Consider the following 15,799-nt stretch of genomic DNA (forward strand, 5'->3'; position numbering starts at 1 on the left):
TTGGGAGGAACCAAATCAACATAAAGCGAATTAATATGTAGACGTTTCGTAAGACTTCAATTTTTTTGATCTCTCACCCACAAACAAAAGTCTGTAAATGTAGATCTTCTGAAGTCTCCAGCGAACGTCCACACAAATTATCTGATTATCTATTTTAAAGAGCGTTACCTATTCACTTCAGCAACTTCAATAAGAAGCACTGTACGTGTCAGGGAGGGCGTATAATACAGCCTGTAATTTTTAGCGCAAGTGATTTTTTAAAAGTTTTTGAAGATTTATCGACTACAGACAAATAAAAAGGAAGGCACAAGTGCTTTCCTTTTTATTTGGTGTTTCTCTAATTCAAAACAGAAACTTTATAAGACAAACAAGTGATGCTTTTTCTTACCAAGCTTTACCAAAAAGTACTTATCGAAGTAACCTGCCGTAACAGAAAATATTGCCTCAGCATTCATATTATCATCAAGCCCTTTAGCCTGACCATTTACAAAAACTGAATTTCTTTGCAAAGCGTCTTTCACCTGTTTACCACTTGACGCCAAACCAGCATCCGCAAGTAAAGAAGTTAAGGGGGTAGAAGCCAAGTCTACTCCTTTCAAACTACTGCTTGGTAAACCATCCAACTGAATTTGCTCCAAATCCTGCTCACTTAATTGATCTGCCTCACCACTAAACAAAGCAAGAGTTATACGCTCAGCTGCTCGCAGCCCTTCTTCACCATGGACCAGTTTAGTGACTTCACGAGCTAAAATACTTTGCCCCTCCGGCTTACCACCACTTTCTTTATCTTTCCTCTCAATCGCATCAATTTCTTCTACAGATAAAAATGTAAAATATTTCAAAAATTTGTAAGCATCTGCATCGGCACTATTAAGCCAGAATTGATAAAAAGCGTATTGGCTGGTTTTACTAGCATCAAGCCATATAGTACCAGTTTCAGTTTTACCAAATTTAGTTCCGTCAGACTTTGTAACCAAAGGCATTGTCAAACCAAAAGCCTGATTGCCATTTTGACGACGAGTTAAGTCAGTACCACCAGTAATATTACCCCACTGATCGCTACCGCCGATCTGCAACGTACAGCTATATAGACGATTAAGCTCTGCAAAATCGTAAGACTGCAAGATCATGTAAGTAAACTCAGTAAAGGAAATACCTTCACCTTCACGGTTGATACGCTGCTTTACTGACTCTTTTTGAATCATTGCGTTAATAGAGAAATGCTTTCCTACATCTCGCAAAAAATCCAAAATATTAAGATCTTTCGTCCAATCATAGTTATTCACCACTTCTGCACTATTTTCATCACCATTGAAATCAATAAACTGACTTACTTGCGCACGTAGTTTTTCAACCCACTCAGAAACAACTTCAGGTCCGTTTAACTTACGCTCAACGGCTTTAAAGCTTGGATCACCGATCAAACCAGTGGCTCCACCTACCAAAGCTAAAGGCTTATGGCCTGCCAACTGAAAGCGCCTCAACATTAACAAAGGAACTAAACTGCCTATGTGCAAACTGTCGGCAGTCGGATCAAAACCGCAATAAAGCGTACGACTTCCACCTTCTAGGTGTTTTTTTAGCTCATCTTCCGCCGTCATTTGGGCAATAAGTCCACGAGCTTGCAAGTCATTTAAAAGGTCTTTACTGCTTACCGTCATTATTTTGATCCATATCCTGATTAGTTTATGTTACTTAAGCATTCAATTATAAAAGTAATCTTGGTAGGATTATAAGGCTTTATTTAAGATTTTTTGGATACTCATTTTGATCAAACTAATACCAACAAAACATTTACTCCTAATTGCGGCTACCTGCGTACTTCTCGCTACAGTGTTAATCGTACTTCCAGCGGGTGAAACAGCTGATAACGACTCAATATCACTCGAAGCTAAACTCCAAGAGGTAGTTCAATCTGAACTTACATTTCATGATATTCAACAGCTCACACCTAAAAGCACCTCTACTATTAGTACTACATCACCAATCGCTAAGAATGTAAGTACTACGTATGACATACCGACACCCGACACATTAGCTAAAAAAATCAGCCCTACAACTTACAAAGAGCAATCTATAAAAATTAGTGCAGGTGACTCTTTATCAAAAATATTATCCAAAAAAGGAATTTCCGCACAAGACATACACAAGGTATCCCAAGCAGATAAAAAACAAAAAACGTTATTACAGATGAGACCTGGGCAAACGATCCACTTTACAAAGAATGAAAAAAATGGAGAACTAACTCAACTAACACTGGTTCAGAACAGACTTGATAGCGTTATATTTAAGCGTAACGATAACGTTTTTGAGAGAAGTGAAATATCTAGAAAACCAGAGATTATACAGACATACAAAGAAGCAGAGATAAACAACTCCCTATTTGTTGACGGTTTAAAATCAGGGATAGAGCAATCACTCCTTATTGAGCTGGCTAATATATTCGGTTGGGATATTGATTTTGCTTTAGACATACGAAAAGGTGACAGCCTAAGTGTACTTTATGAAGAAAAATTTCTCGATGGAGAGAAAATTGGCCATGGCAATATCATTGCCACCCAATTTATTAATAATGGTAGAACCTATCAAGCCATTCGCTATGAGACAAAAGGAGGCGCTCACTATTACACGCCTGACGGACTAGCAATGCGTAAAACCTTTATACGTACGCCTGTAGATTTCACAAGAATTTCATCTAAGTTTAATCCAAATAGATTGCACCCCATTTTTAAAACCAGTAAACCACATCGTGGTGTTGATTATGCAGCAGCGAGCGGTACACCAGTTAAAGCGGCAGGCGATGGAAAGGTATCATTCGCAGGAAAACAAAACGGCTACGGGAATGTTGTCATCATTGACCATGGTCGTGGATATCAAACCCTTTATGCACATTTAAGGGGCTTCGCAAGAGGAACTAGACGAGGCGCAACAGTTTCTCAGGGAAAAATAATTGCTTATGTCGGCCAAACAGGATGGGCGACAGGACCACACTTGCACTATGAATTTAGAATAAATGGCACTCATAAAAACCCAGTCACAGTAAAGTTACCTAATGATGACCCAATGCCTAAAAGCGATTTAAAGAATTACTTGCCGTACGCAAAACAAGTCACCGCGACACTAACAAGCTCACATTCAGCTGATTTTGCCAGAAAGCTCGCCTCCCTCAAGAACTAGAAAAACGAAAAAAGCAGCCAATGGCTGCTTTTTTTTAAAAACAATTAACACACAAATATCAAATTAGATAGCGCCGTTAACGAACTCAATTAATTGTGATTTAGAAACCGCACCGACTTTTGTTGCGACCACTTCACCACCTTTAACAATTAACAAAGTAGGAATTCCGCGAACGTTATACTTAGGTGCCGTTTCTTGATTTTCATCAACGTTTAACTTAACCACTTTTACTTTACCAGCATATTCAGCTGCAACATCTTCCAATACCGGCGCAATCATTTTACATGGACCACACCAAGGAGCCCAAAAATCAACAATTACTGGAATGTCTGAATTTAATACTTCTTCTGCGAATTGCGCATCAGTAATTTGGATTGTGTTTTCACTCATAATAAGTTCCCTTAAAATCTACTTGTAAACAATGAATATAATCTAGTGTATCACTAAACTATCGGGGTAAGAATCCGTATATATTAATTAGAGCTATAGAAAAATACTATAATATTAAAGAACGAATAGCAGTTGGTAACTCCAATAAAGAATGCACCTCTGCACTAGAACGAGAACCCCACTCGTCCGCCCAACGCCTAGCTCCATGGCGATTAAACCAAATACTTCTAGCACCAGCATTCGCAGCGCCATACACATCATCAATAGGATGATCACCTATATGTATAATCTGAGACAAGTCTCGACCTGCCGTTTTAGCTGCGACAGAAAACACGTCAACTTCTGGTTTAGCTGCGCCCACTTGGTCGGCTCGAATAGCAAAATCAAAGTATTGCCCCAACCCAACATAGGGGTGAAATACATCTGCATTACCATTCGTTATTACAGCCAAAGAATAATCTTGATTCAACTCCTCCAACACATCAACAACGTGAGGGAAAAGATCTACCTTTTGACGCCATTCACAGAAATGAGCTAATGCTGCTGCAGCAACAGATTCTGCCTCCTCTGAAGGCAATCCAAATCGCTTTAACGCCAACATATATACATTAAAACGCAGTGCAGTAAGGTTAGAAGCGATTTCAGGCCTTTTAATTAAAATGCTTTTTTTAAATACATCTTGCTCAGAGGAGGAAAACTGCTGAGAAAAGCCTGGAAAGCGCTCTTCAAACCAAGATTCCATAGCGTATTCAGCTCGAACAATAACAGGAGCGACATCCCAGAGGGTATTGTCTAGGTCGAATGTAATCAAAGCACTCATGGCAGCAACCTTAATAGAATGGCACTCAATAAATCAGCAAGATACTGAAGAAACATTGTACCTTTCTCTTTATTGAAAGAGTTTTCATTTTCAGCTCCCAATACAAGCACACCACATTTTTGTATTTTCCCTCCAGACCTCGATAAAAGAGGCAATACAGCAACAGAACGAATTGAACTAACATTATCAAAAAAAAGAAAACGCATTTCATTCTCAGGTAAAATTCCGCAAAAGCAATCTGCAAAACCTGAAGCATGTGATAATGAGGTATCATCCTCTACCAACTCATGAATTCTTATTGCAGTATCAGTATGGCTACCATACAAAACCAATGCATGATGAGAAATATCAAAGTCCTCTCTTACCATGTCACTAATCACCACCGCGAAATCATCTAAAGAATCACAATTGAGACCAGCCAACACCAAACGACGACTTTTCTGCATAGTGGACTCATTTTCACGAGCCACATCAACAAGGCGCTCGAATTGACCTCGATACCCTGCTGTAGACTTTCGTAACACATCAACCTGATACTCAAGTAATGAAATTACCTTTCCATTAACAGGGTGAGGAAGGCTCAGACTTTCCAACACATCAGAGTGTCGAACAAAAAAATCTGGTGTGTTCAACAAGTATTGAATTACTTCCTCTTCGCTCATATTGCCTCTTATAGGTAAATTTGACCTTCAAATACTTTCGCTGCTGGTCCAGTCATAAGAACTGGCTCTCCTTGACCTTGCCATTCGATATGTAAATCACCACCACGTAAATGCACAGTCACTTTAGGTGATAACCAACCATGTTTGATACCAGCTACTACAGCCGCGCAAGCACCGGTACCACAAGCTTGAGTTTCACCTACTCCTCGCTCGTAAACACGTAGGTTAATTTCTGCTGAATTTAGAACCTGCATAAAACCGACATTAACATTACGAGGAAAGCGCTCATGACACTCAATAAGAGCACCAACCGTTGCAACTTCTTCATCGAGAAGTGCATCTACTTTTATTACAGCATGGGGATTACCAACAGACACTGGAGTAATGAAATATTTATTATCGCCAGCATTAATACTATAAAGAGAACTTGATGAATCAGTGGTAAATGGTAAGTCTTTGGGCTCAAAACTTGGCGATCCCATATCAACAGTTACCAAACCATCATCCATTACACGTAATTGGATAACACCACGCTTCGTCTCTACATTAATAATACGTTTATCGGTCAACCCACGATCTAAAACAAACTTAGCAAAGCAGCGAGCACCATTCCCACAGTGCTCAACCTCACTACCGTCAGAGTTATAAATGCGATAACGAAAATCCATATCGGGAAGTGTCGGCGGCTCAACAACTAATAGTTGATCAAAACCAATCCCCCAATTACGATCACTTAGTTTCTCGATTTGCTGCTTATTAAAAAACACCTTACGAGACACCGCATCAACAACAACAAAATCGTTTCCAAGCCCATGCATTTTAGTAAATTTCAATAACACAATGAACCCCTTAGTCTGGTAAGACTTGCTCGCCAGCCAATTGATGCTCAATAGTTTCACGCGCACGAATTAAGTAGGTTTTGTCGCCGTCGACCATAACTTCCGCTGCACGATTACGACTATTATAGTTAGACGACATTGTAAAACCGTAAGCACCAGCCGAACGAACAGCCAATAGATCGCCCGCCTGAATATCCAACTCGCGATCCTTACCTAAAAAGTCACCCGTCTCACAAATAGGTCCAACTAAATCATAACTGCGCTTTCCTTCCGGTGTCGGAGTCAAAGAAACAGGAACAATATTCATCCAAGCACCATATAAAGACGGACGAATCAAGTCATTCATCGCACCATCAATAATGGCGAAATTTTTATGCGGATTACATTTCAAAAACTCAACTTGAGTCAATAAAATACCAGCATTTGCGGCAATAGAACGACCAGGTTCAAACGCTAAAGTAACGTCTAGTCCTTTCACTTTTTCAAGCAGCAATTTAGCGTAATCTGCAGGTTCTGGCGGAACTTCATCACGATAACGAACACCTAAACCACCACCTAAATCGAGGTGTTTAATGGTAATACCAGCCTTAGCAAGCTGACCAACCAAGCCAATTAAGCGATCAAAAGTGTCTAAAAACGGCTTAAGTTCAGTTAACTGCGAGCCTATATGACAATCTACTCCCATCACATTTAAGTTAGGTAGGCTATCTGCAATTTGGTAGATACGAACCGCATCTTGAATATCTATACCAAATTTATTTTCTTTTAGTCCTGTCGAAATATAAGGATGTGTTTTAGCGTCTACATCAGGGTTAACCCGCAAAGAAACGGGTGCAATTTGCCCCATTTCTTCAGCCACTTGATTTAAACGATGTAGCTCCGCTTCGGATTCGACATTAAAGCAATGAATCCCCACTTCTAATGCACGACGCATTTCTGAGGCTTGCTTTCCTAATCCAGAAAACATTACTTTTGACGGATCACCACCAGCTTTTAATACACGCTCAAGCTCACCGACAGAAACGATGTCAAAGCCAGAACCCAATCGAGCAAGTACATTTAAAATCGCGATATTGGAACACGCTTTCACCGCATAACAAATTAACGTCGGGTGTGATGCAAAAGCTTCTGCATAAGCATTATAATGACGTTCCAGGGTCGCTCGTGAATATACATAACAAGGTGTACCGTATTCACTAGCAACATCAGACAAAGCAACATTCTCTGCATGCAGAGTCTGATTAGAATAATTAAAAAAATCCAAAAGGGAATCCTCAGTTATAAAGATGACTCTTGTTGCACTTGAGCTGTATCTTCTGGGAAATAAAGAGAACCTTTATTTCCACAAGCCGCCAAAAAAAAAGCTAAAACACATACTGACAGCAACTTAGACATCATCTTATCTCTTCTATTTTTGATAAGGACAGTATACTTGCAGGCTGTTCGTTTCCCAACCCTAGCAAGTAAATTACACAGATATTCTTTTCGAAAAAAATAGAATTCTATTTTTACTTGAATTTCCTATCTGGGCCACCAACTCTATTTCTAAAGACTACTATTTAATTGAACTCATAATAAGCGAAATAAAACTCTATTTTTAACCACTTTAAATATGTAAAAATTAATGAAAAAAAACATCATCCCATTGGCAACAGCTCTTATATTCGCGGTAGCCATACACATATTGCTCATTACTTTATCAAACAATAGAGATTCGCTTGATGCAAACCTTCCTACACCTAGCTTTGAACTAATTCTATTACCTGAAGTAAATCGCACAACAAACGATAACGCGAAATCAGCTGAATCAAACAACCCGACAATAGAGCAATTTATTTCCGAGCAACAAGCTCCCCCCTTAGATACATCAGTAGAAAGACCATTAATTGAGCTGGGTAACTTTAGCGCTCCAGATCCTATATCCTTTGCTGAACCTCAGACACTTACTGATAATTTAAATAGCGGCAATTTGACTATAGAGAAAGCGGATTTACTTGACCTATCAAACCTAGATTTGTCACCAGATAAAAATGATGGTGTACTAGAAGAAGTATTTTCTGAAGAACTCAGAAATAAAATAGCCGAATCGACATTAGCTCAGGAAAACTATCTAAAAGGGCAAATGAAGGAAGAGGAATACCCTGTAACAAAAGGCGTAGACGGCTCTCGTTACGTTAATATCAATGGCGTATGCTGGCGCGTACCTGACATGGGTAGTAATGACTTATGGGCCGTTGTTTTGTCTGGGTGCAGCGGACAAAGTAAAACCTTTCTTTTTGAATTAAACATCGCACCTAATGTCTTTCTCGGAACTGACTCTCCATTTTTTATAGGCAAATAAAAACGGTGAATAAATCACCGTTTTTATCATTCTACAGACATACTTTTTAGAATTGAAAATCAAAAAGTATTAGACTAGACGATCCTGTAACTCAGATTTCGCGCGAGCAACTGCTTTCAACACTTGAGCAGGAGACGTTCCACCAATATGATCACGAGCCGCGACAGACCCTTCCAAAGTAAGTACGTCAAATACATCACTTTGAATCATAGAGCCAAACGACTGCAGCTCTTCTAGCGTCATTTCAGACAAATCTTTGCCTTCTTGCACGCCATAACCAACAGCTTTACCGACCACTTCATGTGCGTCTCGAAACGCAATACCTTTACCCACTAAGTAATCAGCCAAATCAGTTGCAGTAGAAAAACCACGGCGCGCTGCTTCATACATATGATCTTTACGAGACTCAATAGCTGGAATCATATCGGCAAAAGCACGTAACGATCCCTTCAATGTATCAACCGTATCAAACAAAGGTTCTTTATCTTCTTGATTATCTTTGTTGTAGGCCAAACATTGTGACTTCATCAAGGTTAATAGACCCATCAAATGCCCGTAAACTCGCCCAGTTTTACCACGAACCAACTCTGGTACGTCTGGATTTTTCTTCTGTGGCATAATTGATGAGCCAGTACAAAAGCGATCAGGTAGATAAATAAAGTTAAATTGAGCTGACGCCCACATTACCATTTCTTCTGCCCAACGAGACATATGCATCATGATAATAGACGCTGTAGAAGCAAATTCTATGGCGAAATCACGATCACTAACAGAGTCTAAAGAATTATAAGTTGGACGTTCAAAACCCAACAAATCAGCTGTCATATATCGGTCAATCGGATAGGTTGTCCCTGCTAACGCAGCGGCACCTAAAGGCAAGATATTAATACGCTTACGACAATCAACTAGACGCTCATAATCACGCTGCATCATTTCATACCAAGCCATCAAGTGATGACCAAATGTGACAGGTTGAGCTGTTTGTAAATGGGTGAAACCAGGCATAATGGTATTAGCTTCTTTTTCTGCCAAACTTAAAATACCTTGCTGCAATCGAGTTACTTCCTCAAGAAGAAAGTCCACCTCGTCACGTAAATAGAGGCGAATATCTGTTGCTACTTGATCATTACGAGAACGGCCTGTATGTAATTTCTTACCTGTAATACCAATTTTTTGAGTTAAACGAGCTTCAATGTTCATGTGAACATCTTCCAGCTCAATCGACCACTCAAACTCGCCACGGGCAATTTCATCTTCGATTTCAGCTAAACCTTGAATAATCTGATCAAGCTCTTCTTTTGTTAAAACACCAATACTTGCAAGCATTTTACCGTGTGCAACAGATCCTTGGATATCTTGCTTCGCCATACGTTGATCAAACTCAACAGAAGCAGTAAAACGTGCAACAAAAGCATCTACAGGCTCAGAAAAACGGCCACCCCATTGCTGGTTTGTGGTTTTATTAGTATCAGTCATTCAATAGGTTCCTAAACAAAGTTCAATCAGTTGCCAAGAGTACCTTAAGCGCTAGTACTTATAAAGCACGAAGGATGACGGCTTTACTCTTAACGAGTATCATTAGAGGTATATATAATCATGAAGAATCTCATCCATTCTTCTGACCACCAGAACATTGGGAGATAAAGTGAAAGACAAAATTGTGATCGCCACTCGAGAAAGTCAACTAGCTCTTTGGCAAGCCAACAATGTAAAAGCACAATTAGAGTCATTGTATCCAGACCTTTGCGTGGAATTACTTGGTATGACGACGAAAGGAGACCAAATTCTAGATTCACCGCTCTCAAAAATCGGTGGCAAAGGACTTTTTGTTAAAGAGCTTGAAACAGCCTTAATGGATGGTCGAGCGGATATAGCCGTTCATTCCATGAAAGATGTCCCAATGGCTTTTCCTGAAGGTTTAAGCCTCGCTGTTATTTGTGAACGAGAAGACCCAACTGACGCCTTTATTTCAAACCATTTCACTTCTATCGAGACACTACCAGTCGGCAGTGTAGTCGGTACATCTAGCTTACGACGCTCTTGTCAGTTGCGAATGAATCGTCCTGATATTGTTATCAAAGATTTACGAGGTAATGTAAACACGCGCCTACGTAAATTAGATAACGATGAATACGATGCTATTATTCTTGCAACTGCAGGCTTACTTCGCCTAGAAATGCCAGACCGCATTCGTCAAAAAATGTCGGCAGAAACGAGCCTACCAGCTGGTGGACAAGGAGCGATGGGGATTGAGTGCCGTACTGATGACCTACAGACAATTAATCTATTAGCGCCATTACAGCATGAAAGCACAGCCATTAGAGTCACAGCCGAGCGCGCCGTCAATGAACGTTTAAATGGCGGTTGCCAAGCACCAATTGCCTGCTTTGCCATTTTAACAGACGACACTATTTGGCTAAGAGGATTAGTTGGTAGTCCTGATGGAAAAACCATGATTCAAAGTGAAATCCGTGGACATAAAAACGATGCAAAATCACTTGGCGTACAACTAGCAGACGAATTACTTGCTCGTGGCGCAGGCAAGATACTCGACGCTATTTACCAATAAAAACAGGTGAAATTTTAGTGCAAGATTGCTCTATTCTTATTACACGGCCAGAACCAGAAAACACAATTAGTTGTGAGCGCCTAAAAAACATAGGAGCTCAGCCTATTCCATTGCCTATGTTAGAGATAAGAGCGATAGCGAACACTCAAGAAAAAGCAGCGATCCGCTCACAGATTTTTAATATTTCTGAATTTAACTACGTTATTTTTGTAAGTAAAAATGCCGCAAGGATAGCTTGCGAGTGGTTAGATGATTGTTGGCCCATGCTACCCATTAATGTTCATTGGCTTGGAATTGGACAAGGGACTACCCAGACCCTTATTGAAGAAGGAATCCCTGCATTATCAAATCCGGGAAATACAAGCGAGGCCTTACTCAGTTGGCTAAAGCCTGTAAAAATGACAGGTCAAAAAATACTTATTGTTCGCGGAGTTGGCGGACGGACAATACTTGGTGACAAACTTGAGGAAAAAGGAGCAAAAGTCAGTTACCTTTCACTGTATGAAAGAAAAAAACCTGAATATCACGCTCAAACTTTCTTTATGTTGCCCGATATTAATTTAATATGGGTAACGAGTGGAGAGAACCTCAGCAATCTTTCAGAATACGTTGCACTATATAAACCAGAATGGAAAACACTTCCTATACTTACACCAAGTATTAGAGTGAACCAACAAGCAAAAGAATTAGGTTGGATAAATACCTCGTGCGCCAATGGCGCTGACGACAATAGCTTGATCAAAGCAACAGAATTTTATACAGGAAAACAGAATGACAGAGAATAATAAGTACGGACATTTAGACAGCTCTGCTGATGAAAATCCTGTTACGCCTGCTGAAGCTGTAGTGCCAGAAACTTCGACAATAGACAAAACAGAAAATAAGACCTCTGAAAAAGAAAAAACCCCCCCTAAAGAGATCACACAAAAAACATCACCTACAAAATGGCTAATACCTATTTCATTAGTGCTATCAGTCGTAGCAATTGTTATTTGTGGCTGGCTTTATTATCAAAGCACTCAAAACTCATTTAGTGATGATATAAGTAAGTTGTCTACACAACAGAATACTATAAGCAATAAGTTAGATGAGAGCTCTCTTAGCCAATCTCAATTTAAACAGCTCATTGAGCAAGTCAACACCTTAGAGCAGAACAATCAAGCACAGAAAAAACAAATAATTAGCGTACAAACAATACAAAGTGAACAGTTACTATCACTTGAAGCTAAGCTAAATAGACTCAACAATACAACAAAAGAAGATTGGAAACTGGCTGAGGCAGAGTATCTAATTCGTCTCGCCAACCAACGCCTGCTACTTGAGTCTGACAGTAAAGGTGCACAGACCTTACTGAAGAATGCCGATGACATTCTCAATAAGCTAAAAGACCCTATCGTTTTTGCGACCCGTAAAGCTTTGGCAAAAGACATTCAAGCATTAAGCGCAACAAGTCAGTTTGATTTAGAAGGTTCTTATTTAAAACTAAATGCCCTATATGATAGCGTAGAGAACCTTCCTCAACGCGAACCATCAAAAGGCGATTTAGCCGCAGTCAAAGAAGAAGCTTCAGTAAACTCAACTCAGAACACTATACAATCTACATTAAACAGTTTCTGGCAGTCACTTCGTTCATTGGTCATCATAAATTACAATCACAAACCTATCAAAATGTTGTTACCGCCTGCTGAATATCAAGAGCTCATCACAGGAATACAGATCCAATTAGATATCGCCCAAGTATCGTTAATAAAAGGCGAATCTGTCATTTATCAACAAGCGCTTTCACGTATAGCGGACGCCACTACAGAATATTTCGACACTCAATCAGATGCTGTTATATCCTTTTTGGCAAGTTTGACAGCAATGCAGCAATTAAACCCAACGCCAGAACTACCACAACCTAGAGACTCCCTGATTGCTATGAAAGCATTAATGGATGCCTGGACAAACCGTGGAGAAGCGATTCAAGAAACCGAAGATGAGAGCCAAACTTTAGAAACAGCTACAAAAAGTGATGATCAACCACAATCAGATACTCCAGCAGGAGATAAGATATGAGAAAGCTTCTCTTCTTACTGGTTATTATGATGGCTGTTGGTGGCGTACTAGGGTTGCTCATGCGTGAAGACAGTGGATATGTACTAATCGCCTATCGTGGCATCACAATAGAAACCAGCTTATGGGTATTAGTTGCTACGATGGTCATAACATTATTTGTAATGAGCTGGGTGAAGCGTATTCTTTTCATCACACTCAGACCAAGTAGCTCACTTGCAAAAGTTACAGGTAATTTAGCGCAAAAAAGAGCGTCTCGAAATACAATTCGCGGAATGTTGGAATTAGTTGGTGGCAACTGGAATAAAGCCGAAAAACTACTAACAAACAGCGCGCAAAAAGTACCTTATCCACTAATTAATTATATCAGCGCGGCCTATGCAGCAAGCGAACAGGACGAACATGAGCGTTCTCAATCCTTATTACGCTCAGCCCATAAATCAACACCTCAGGCGGAATTCGCTATTGGCTTTGCACAAAGCCAAATTCAAATGAAACAAGGGCACTATGAGAGCGCTTTAGCGTCCCTTCTACGCTTACAAAAACTAAAGCCTAAGCATAAACAAATCTTAAAAATGCTAGTCACCGTTTATACAAAACTAAAAGACTGGGACGCACTACTTATACTGACTCCAATATTAAAAAAAGATGGCATATTTGATGGGGACAACATGCTCGATTTAGAGCGAAATGCCTTCCTGGCTTTACTCGATAAAATCAAGTTTCGTAACAAACTAGGTCAAAACAGCAAAGAGCTTGTCACTGAAGTAGAAAATCTATGGTCTAAATTAGACACACTTGCTCAGGACGATAGAATGAGACAGTTGTATGCCCAAACTCTAATAACCTTTGGTGACGACACTAAAGCTGAACATTTCATTCGAGATAGTTTAAATCAAACCTGGTCTGAAGATCTTATCTATGAATACAGCAACGTAAAACAAGACAATACGAAGAAACTATTAAGCAATTGTGAAAATTGGCTAAAGAGAGAACCAGCTAGCGCCAATTTATATCTTGTTTGCGGCCGTTTATCTCAGTCAATGATGTTATGGGGAAAAGCCAGAGACTACTACGAACAAGCACTAGCGCTTGATGCAAACAGTGAAGCACTCCCAGAACTAAGTCGTTTGCTTAGAGCGATGGGCGATACAAAATCGAGTCAAGACCTGATAATGATTAACTTAAATCATGCCAGTAACAAATTAAAACCACTGCCTCTGCCTTAGTGTTTTAACCTCGATCTAGATTAGGTTAAAACAAAAAAAACGCTGTTATTTCCATAACAGCGTTTTTTTATATTCATAGCTTTATTTAAATCGAACGATTAACTCGTGCATATCTTCTGCGACGTTTTGTAGCGACTTGATACTTTCACTGGATAAGTTAGCCTTTTCTGTGCTCTCTATAGACAAGTCTGAGATACGTACAACTTGCCGATTAATATCTTCCGATACATGAGCCTGTTCTTCTACCGCTGTCGACATTTGCATCGCCATGTCCGTTATATTTGAAACTGCGCTCACAATATTCACGAATGAATTTTCCATTTCGACGATCTTATCTAAGCCTTGTAGAGCATCCTCTTTACCCTGGCTTGCAATCGCCACAGAACTCTGTGCACCAGTACGTAGTGTGTTTATAATTTTATGAATATCCTGAGTTGATCCTTGTGTTCTCTGAGCAAGCTGACGCACTTCATCGGCTACAACCGCAAAACCTCGTCCATATTCACCAGCGCGGGCCGCTTCAATTGCTGCGTTTAAAGCCAATAAATTGGTCTGTTCAGCAATCTGATCGATCATCTGCGCAACTAGAGCAATCTCTTCAGAGTGGTTTGCAAGGTCTTGTACTGTATTACTGATGTCGCTGACTGTTTCACTTAATTGGCGAATAGATTGACGAGTCTCTTGGACCGTTTTCTGGCCAGATTCAGCAGACTCTAAAGAGGTTTTTGCGCTATCTGCTGTCATTTGAACCTGTTGAGCAACATCATTAATGGTTGTTGTCATTTCCTGCATAGCAGCAGCAACATCTTGAGTTTCATGCTGCTGACTGGTCATTGCTTTCGTCATTTCAAGTGTCAACGCCAAGCCAACTTTAGATTGTGCGGAAACTTTTAATGATTCATCTTCAAATCTAGTCAATATTGCATCAATTCTAGATAACAAGCTTTTGATGCCAACTTCTAATGTGGCGGTGCTTAATGCATTATCCGAATAACTGATTCCTGCTAAAGGATGTAGGAAGGAGGTTGATAATCGTTTTCTTAATGTGGCTTGCAGACTGGAATGATTCAGCCAAAAAAGGACATTCATTAATAATGATGTTACCATTAATACGCCAGCACCATAAAGTAAATCCAAACTCCCAACTACGACCGAGAGCATCACACCAACTAGAGGTAGCAATACTTTCCATGACATGAACGCAATTGGGAAAACGCGCTTACCTTCAATGATTTTTCGATATATTTTTTCAGCTCTTGCAACGTCATCTCGATCAGGAACAGTCCTAACAGATTCATACCCAATTACTTTGCCGCCTTCCATTACAGGAGTCACATAAGCATCCACCCAATAAAAGTCGCCATTTTTACAACGATTTTTAACCAACCCCATCCAAGCGTTCCCTTGCTTTAAGGTTTCCCACATAACTTGAAAAGCTTCTTGAGGCATATCAGGATGACGGACAATATTATGGGGACTCCCAATCAGCTCACTTTCTTCAAAGCCGCTTATTTCAACAAAGGCCGCATTGCAATGAACAATATTTCCATCTAAATCTGTTGTAGAGACGAGCTTAACATCTTGCTTGAACTTTTTTTCTTGATGAGTAACAGGTGTATTTTTCCGCATGAAGAACTATCCCTAGGAAATTTAGCGAAGGAGCTGAATATAACGAATGAGAAAAAGAAGATAACACAAGAGAAACAGAGAGTAACAA

Annotated in this window: 15 protein-coding genes; 6 read left to right on the forward strand and 9 right to left on the reverse strand. The window is 39.9% G+C overall.

What is annotated here, in order from left to right; translation table 11 throughout:
- Positions 1-356: 356 nt before the first annotated feature.
- Complete coding sequence (gene tyrS / locus IF202_RS16975; protein WP_191596108.1) at positions 357-1,661, reverse strand: tyrosine--tRNA ligase; 1,305 nt, start codon at positions 1,659-1,661, stop codon at positions 357-359.
- 106 nt (positions 1,662-1,767) lie between these two features.
- On the opposite strand from tyrS, the gene IF202_RS16980 reads away from it, so the two are divergent.
- Positions 1,768-3,177: a peptidoglycan DD-metalloendopeptidase family protein gene (locus IF202_RS16980; protein ID WP_191596109.1), complete on the forward strand. Its 1,410-nt coding sequence runs from the start codon at positions 1,768-1,770 to the stop codon at positions 3,175-3,177.
- A gap of 63 nt (positions 3,178-3,240) precedes the next feature.
- Here IF202_RS16980 and trxA read toward each other — a convergent pair whose 3' ends face one another.
- The 6 genes from trxA to lptM all read right to left on the reverse strand — a co-directional run bounded on the left by trxA (position 3,241) and on the right by lptM (position 7,286).
- Positions 3,241-3,567, reverse strand: coding sequence for a thioredoxin TrxA (gene trxA / locus IF202_RS16985; RefSeq protein ID WP_191596110.1), 327 nt, complete (start codon positions 3,565-3,567; stop codon positions 3,241-3,243).
- A gap of 106 nt (positions 3,568-3,673) precedes the next feature.
- Entirely contained in the window at positions 3,674-4,387 is a 714-nt protein-coding gene (locus IF202_RS16990; RefSeq protein ID WP_191596111.1) for an HAD family hydrolase, read from the reverse strand.
- Positions 4,384-5,049 (reverse strand): DUF484 family protein, encoded by a 666-nt coding sequence (locus tag IF202_RS16995; RefSeq protein ID WP_191596112.1) that lies wholly within the window; start codon positions 5,047-5,049, stop codon positions 4,384-4,386. Before IF202_RS16995 ends, IF202_RS16990 begins: the two co-directional genes overlap by 4 nt.
- An 8-nt stretch (positions 5,050-5,057) precedes the next feature.
- On the reverse strand, positions 5,058-5,888 hold the full coding sequence (dapF, locus tag IF202_RS17000; protein WP_191596113.1) for a diaminopimelate epimerase: 831 nt from the start codon (positions 5,886-5,888) through the stop codon (positions 5,058-5,060).
- A 10-nt stretch (positions 5,889-5,898) separates the two neighbouring features.
- Positions 5,899-7,152, reverse strand: coding sequence for a diaminopimelate decarboxylase (gene lysA / locus IF202_RS17005; RefSeq protein WP_191596114.1), 1,254 nt, complete (start codon positions 7,150-7,152; stop codon positions 5,899-5,901).
- A gap of 14 nt (positions 7,153-7,166) precedes the next feature.
- Complete coding sequence (lptM, locus tag IF202_RS17800; RefSeq protein ID WP_206705554.1) at positions 7,167-7,286, reverse strand: LPS translocon maturation chaperone LptM; 120 nt, start codon at positions 7,284-7,286, stop codon at positions 7,167-7,169.
- Positions 7,287-7,512: 226 nt separating this feature from the next.
- Between lptM and IF202_RS17015 the strand changes: the two genes are divergently transcribed.
- Entirely contained in the window at positions 7,513-8,229 is a 717-nt protein-coding gene (locus IF202_RS17015; protein ID WP_191596115.1) for a hypothetical protein, read from the forward strand.
- 69 nt (positions 8,230-8,298) lie between these two features.
- On the opposite strand, the gene argH is transcribed toward IF202_RS17015, so the two are convergent.
- On the reverse strand, positions 8,299-9,705 hold the full coding sequence (gene argH, locus IF202_RS17020) for an argininosuccinate lyase (RefSeq protein WP_191596116.1): 1,407 nt from the start codon (positions 9,703-9,705) through the stop codon (positions 8,299-8,301).
- 169 nt (positions 9,706-9,874) lie between these two features.
- Here argH and hemC point away from each other — a divergent pair, with 169 nt between their 5' ends.
- From hemC to IF202_RS17040, 4 genes are read left to right on the forward strand one after another with little or no spacing between them, the layout of a single operon-like run.
- The gene (gene hemC, locus IF202_RS17025; protein WP_191596117.1) at positions 9,875-10,798 is read left to right on the forward strand and encodes a hydroxymethylbilane synthase; all 924 of its coding nucleotides are present in this window, start codon (positions 9,875-9,877) and stop codon (positions 10,796-10,798) included.
- A gap of 17 nt (positions 10,799-10,815) precedes the next feature.
- Positions 10,816-11,583, forward strand: a complete 768-nt coding sequence (locus IF202_RS17030) for a uroporphyrinogen-III synthase (RefSeq protein WP_191596118.1) — start codon at positions 10,816-10,818, stop codon at positions 11,581-11,583.
- A complete protein-coding gene (locus IF202_RS17035; RefSeq protein WP_191596119.1) occupies positions 11,570-12,856 on the forward strand; it encodes a uroporphyrinogen-III C-methyltransferase in 1,287 nt (428 codons plus the stop codon). The genes IF202_RS17030 and IF202_RS17035 overlap by 14 nt, the downstream gene beginning before the upstream one ends.
- Positions 12,853-14,082 carry a heme biosynthesis HemY N-terminal domain-containing protein gene (locus IF202_RS17040; protein ID WP_191596120.1) on the forward strand — a complete coding sequence of 410 codons (1,230 nt, stop codon included), beginning with the start codon at positions 12,853-12,855 and terminating at the stop codon, positions 14,080-14,082. The genes IF202_RS17035 and IF202_RS17040 overlap by 4 nt, the downstream gene beginning before the upstream one ends.
- Positions 14,083-14,163: 81 nt before the next feature.
- Here IF202_RS17040 and IF202_RS17045 read toward each other — a convergent pair whose 3' ends face one another.
- Positions 14,164-15,711 carry a methyl-accepting chemotaxis protein gene (locus tag IF202_RS17045; RefSeq protein ID WP_191596121.1) on the reverse strand — a complete coding sequence of 516 codons (1,548 nt, stop codon included), beginning with the start codon at positions 15,709-15,711 and terminating at the stop codon, positions 14,164-14,166.
- Positions 15,712-15,799: the final 88 nt, after the last annotated feature.

It is taken from the genome of Marinomonas colpomeniae (assembly GCF_014803385.1).
GTDB lineage: Bacteria > Pseudomonadota > Gammaproteobacteria > Pseudomonadales > Marinomonadaceae > Marinomonas > Marinomonas colpomeniae.

What these genes read in the sequence shown, in the direction of transcription:
- lptM (WP_206705554.1), bottom strand. Translation starts at nt 7,286, where the DNA reads ATGATGTCTAAGTTGCTGTCAGTATGTGTTTTAGCTTTTTTTTTGGCG.
- tyrS (WP_191596108.1), bottom strand. Translation starts at nt 1,661, where the DNA reads ATGACGGTAAGCAGTAAAGACCTTTTAAATGACTTGCAAGCTCGTGGA.
- IF202_RS17045 (WP_191596121.1), bottom strand. Translation starts at nt 15,711, where the DNA reads ATGCGGAAAAATACACCTGTTACTCATCAAGAAAAAAAGTTCAAGCAA.
- IF202_RS17015 (WP_191596115.1), top strand. Translation starts at nt 7,513, where the DNA reads ATGAAAAAAAACATCATCCCATTGGCAACAGCTCTTATATTCGCGGTA.
- IF202_RS16995 (WP_191596112.1), bottom strand. Translation starts at nt 5,049, where the DNA reads ATGAGCGAAGAGGAAGTAATTCAATACTTGTTGAACACACCAGATTTT.
- trxA (WP_191596110.1), bottom strand. Translation starts at nt 3,567, where the DNA reads ATGAGTGAAAACACAATCCAAATTACTGATGCGCAATTCGCAGAAGAA.
- IF202_RS17035 (WP_191596119.1), top strand. Translation starts at nt 11,570, where the DNA reads ATGACAGAGAATAATAAGTACGGACATTTAGACAGCTCTGCTGATGAA.
- IF202_RS16990 (WP_191596111.1), bottom strand. Translation starts at nt 4,387, where the DNA reads ATGAGTGCTTTGATTACATTCGACCTAGACAATACCCTCTGGGATGTC.
- IF202_RS17040 (WP_191596120.1), top strand. Translation starts at nt 12,853, where the DNA reads ATGAGAAAGCTTCTCTTCTTACTGGTTATTATGATGGCTGTTGGTGGC.
- argH (WP_191596116.1), bottom strand. Translation starts at nt 9,705, where the DNA reads ATGACTGATACTAATAAAACCACAAACCAGCAATGGGGTGGCCGTTTT.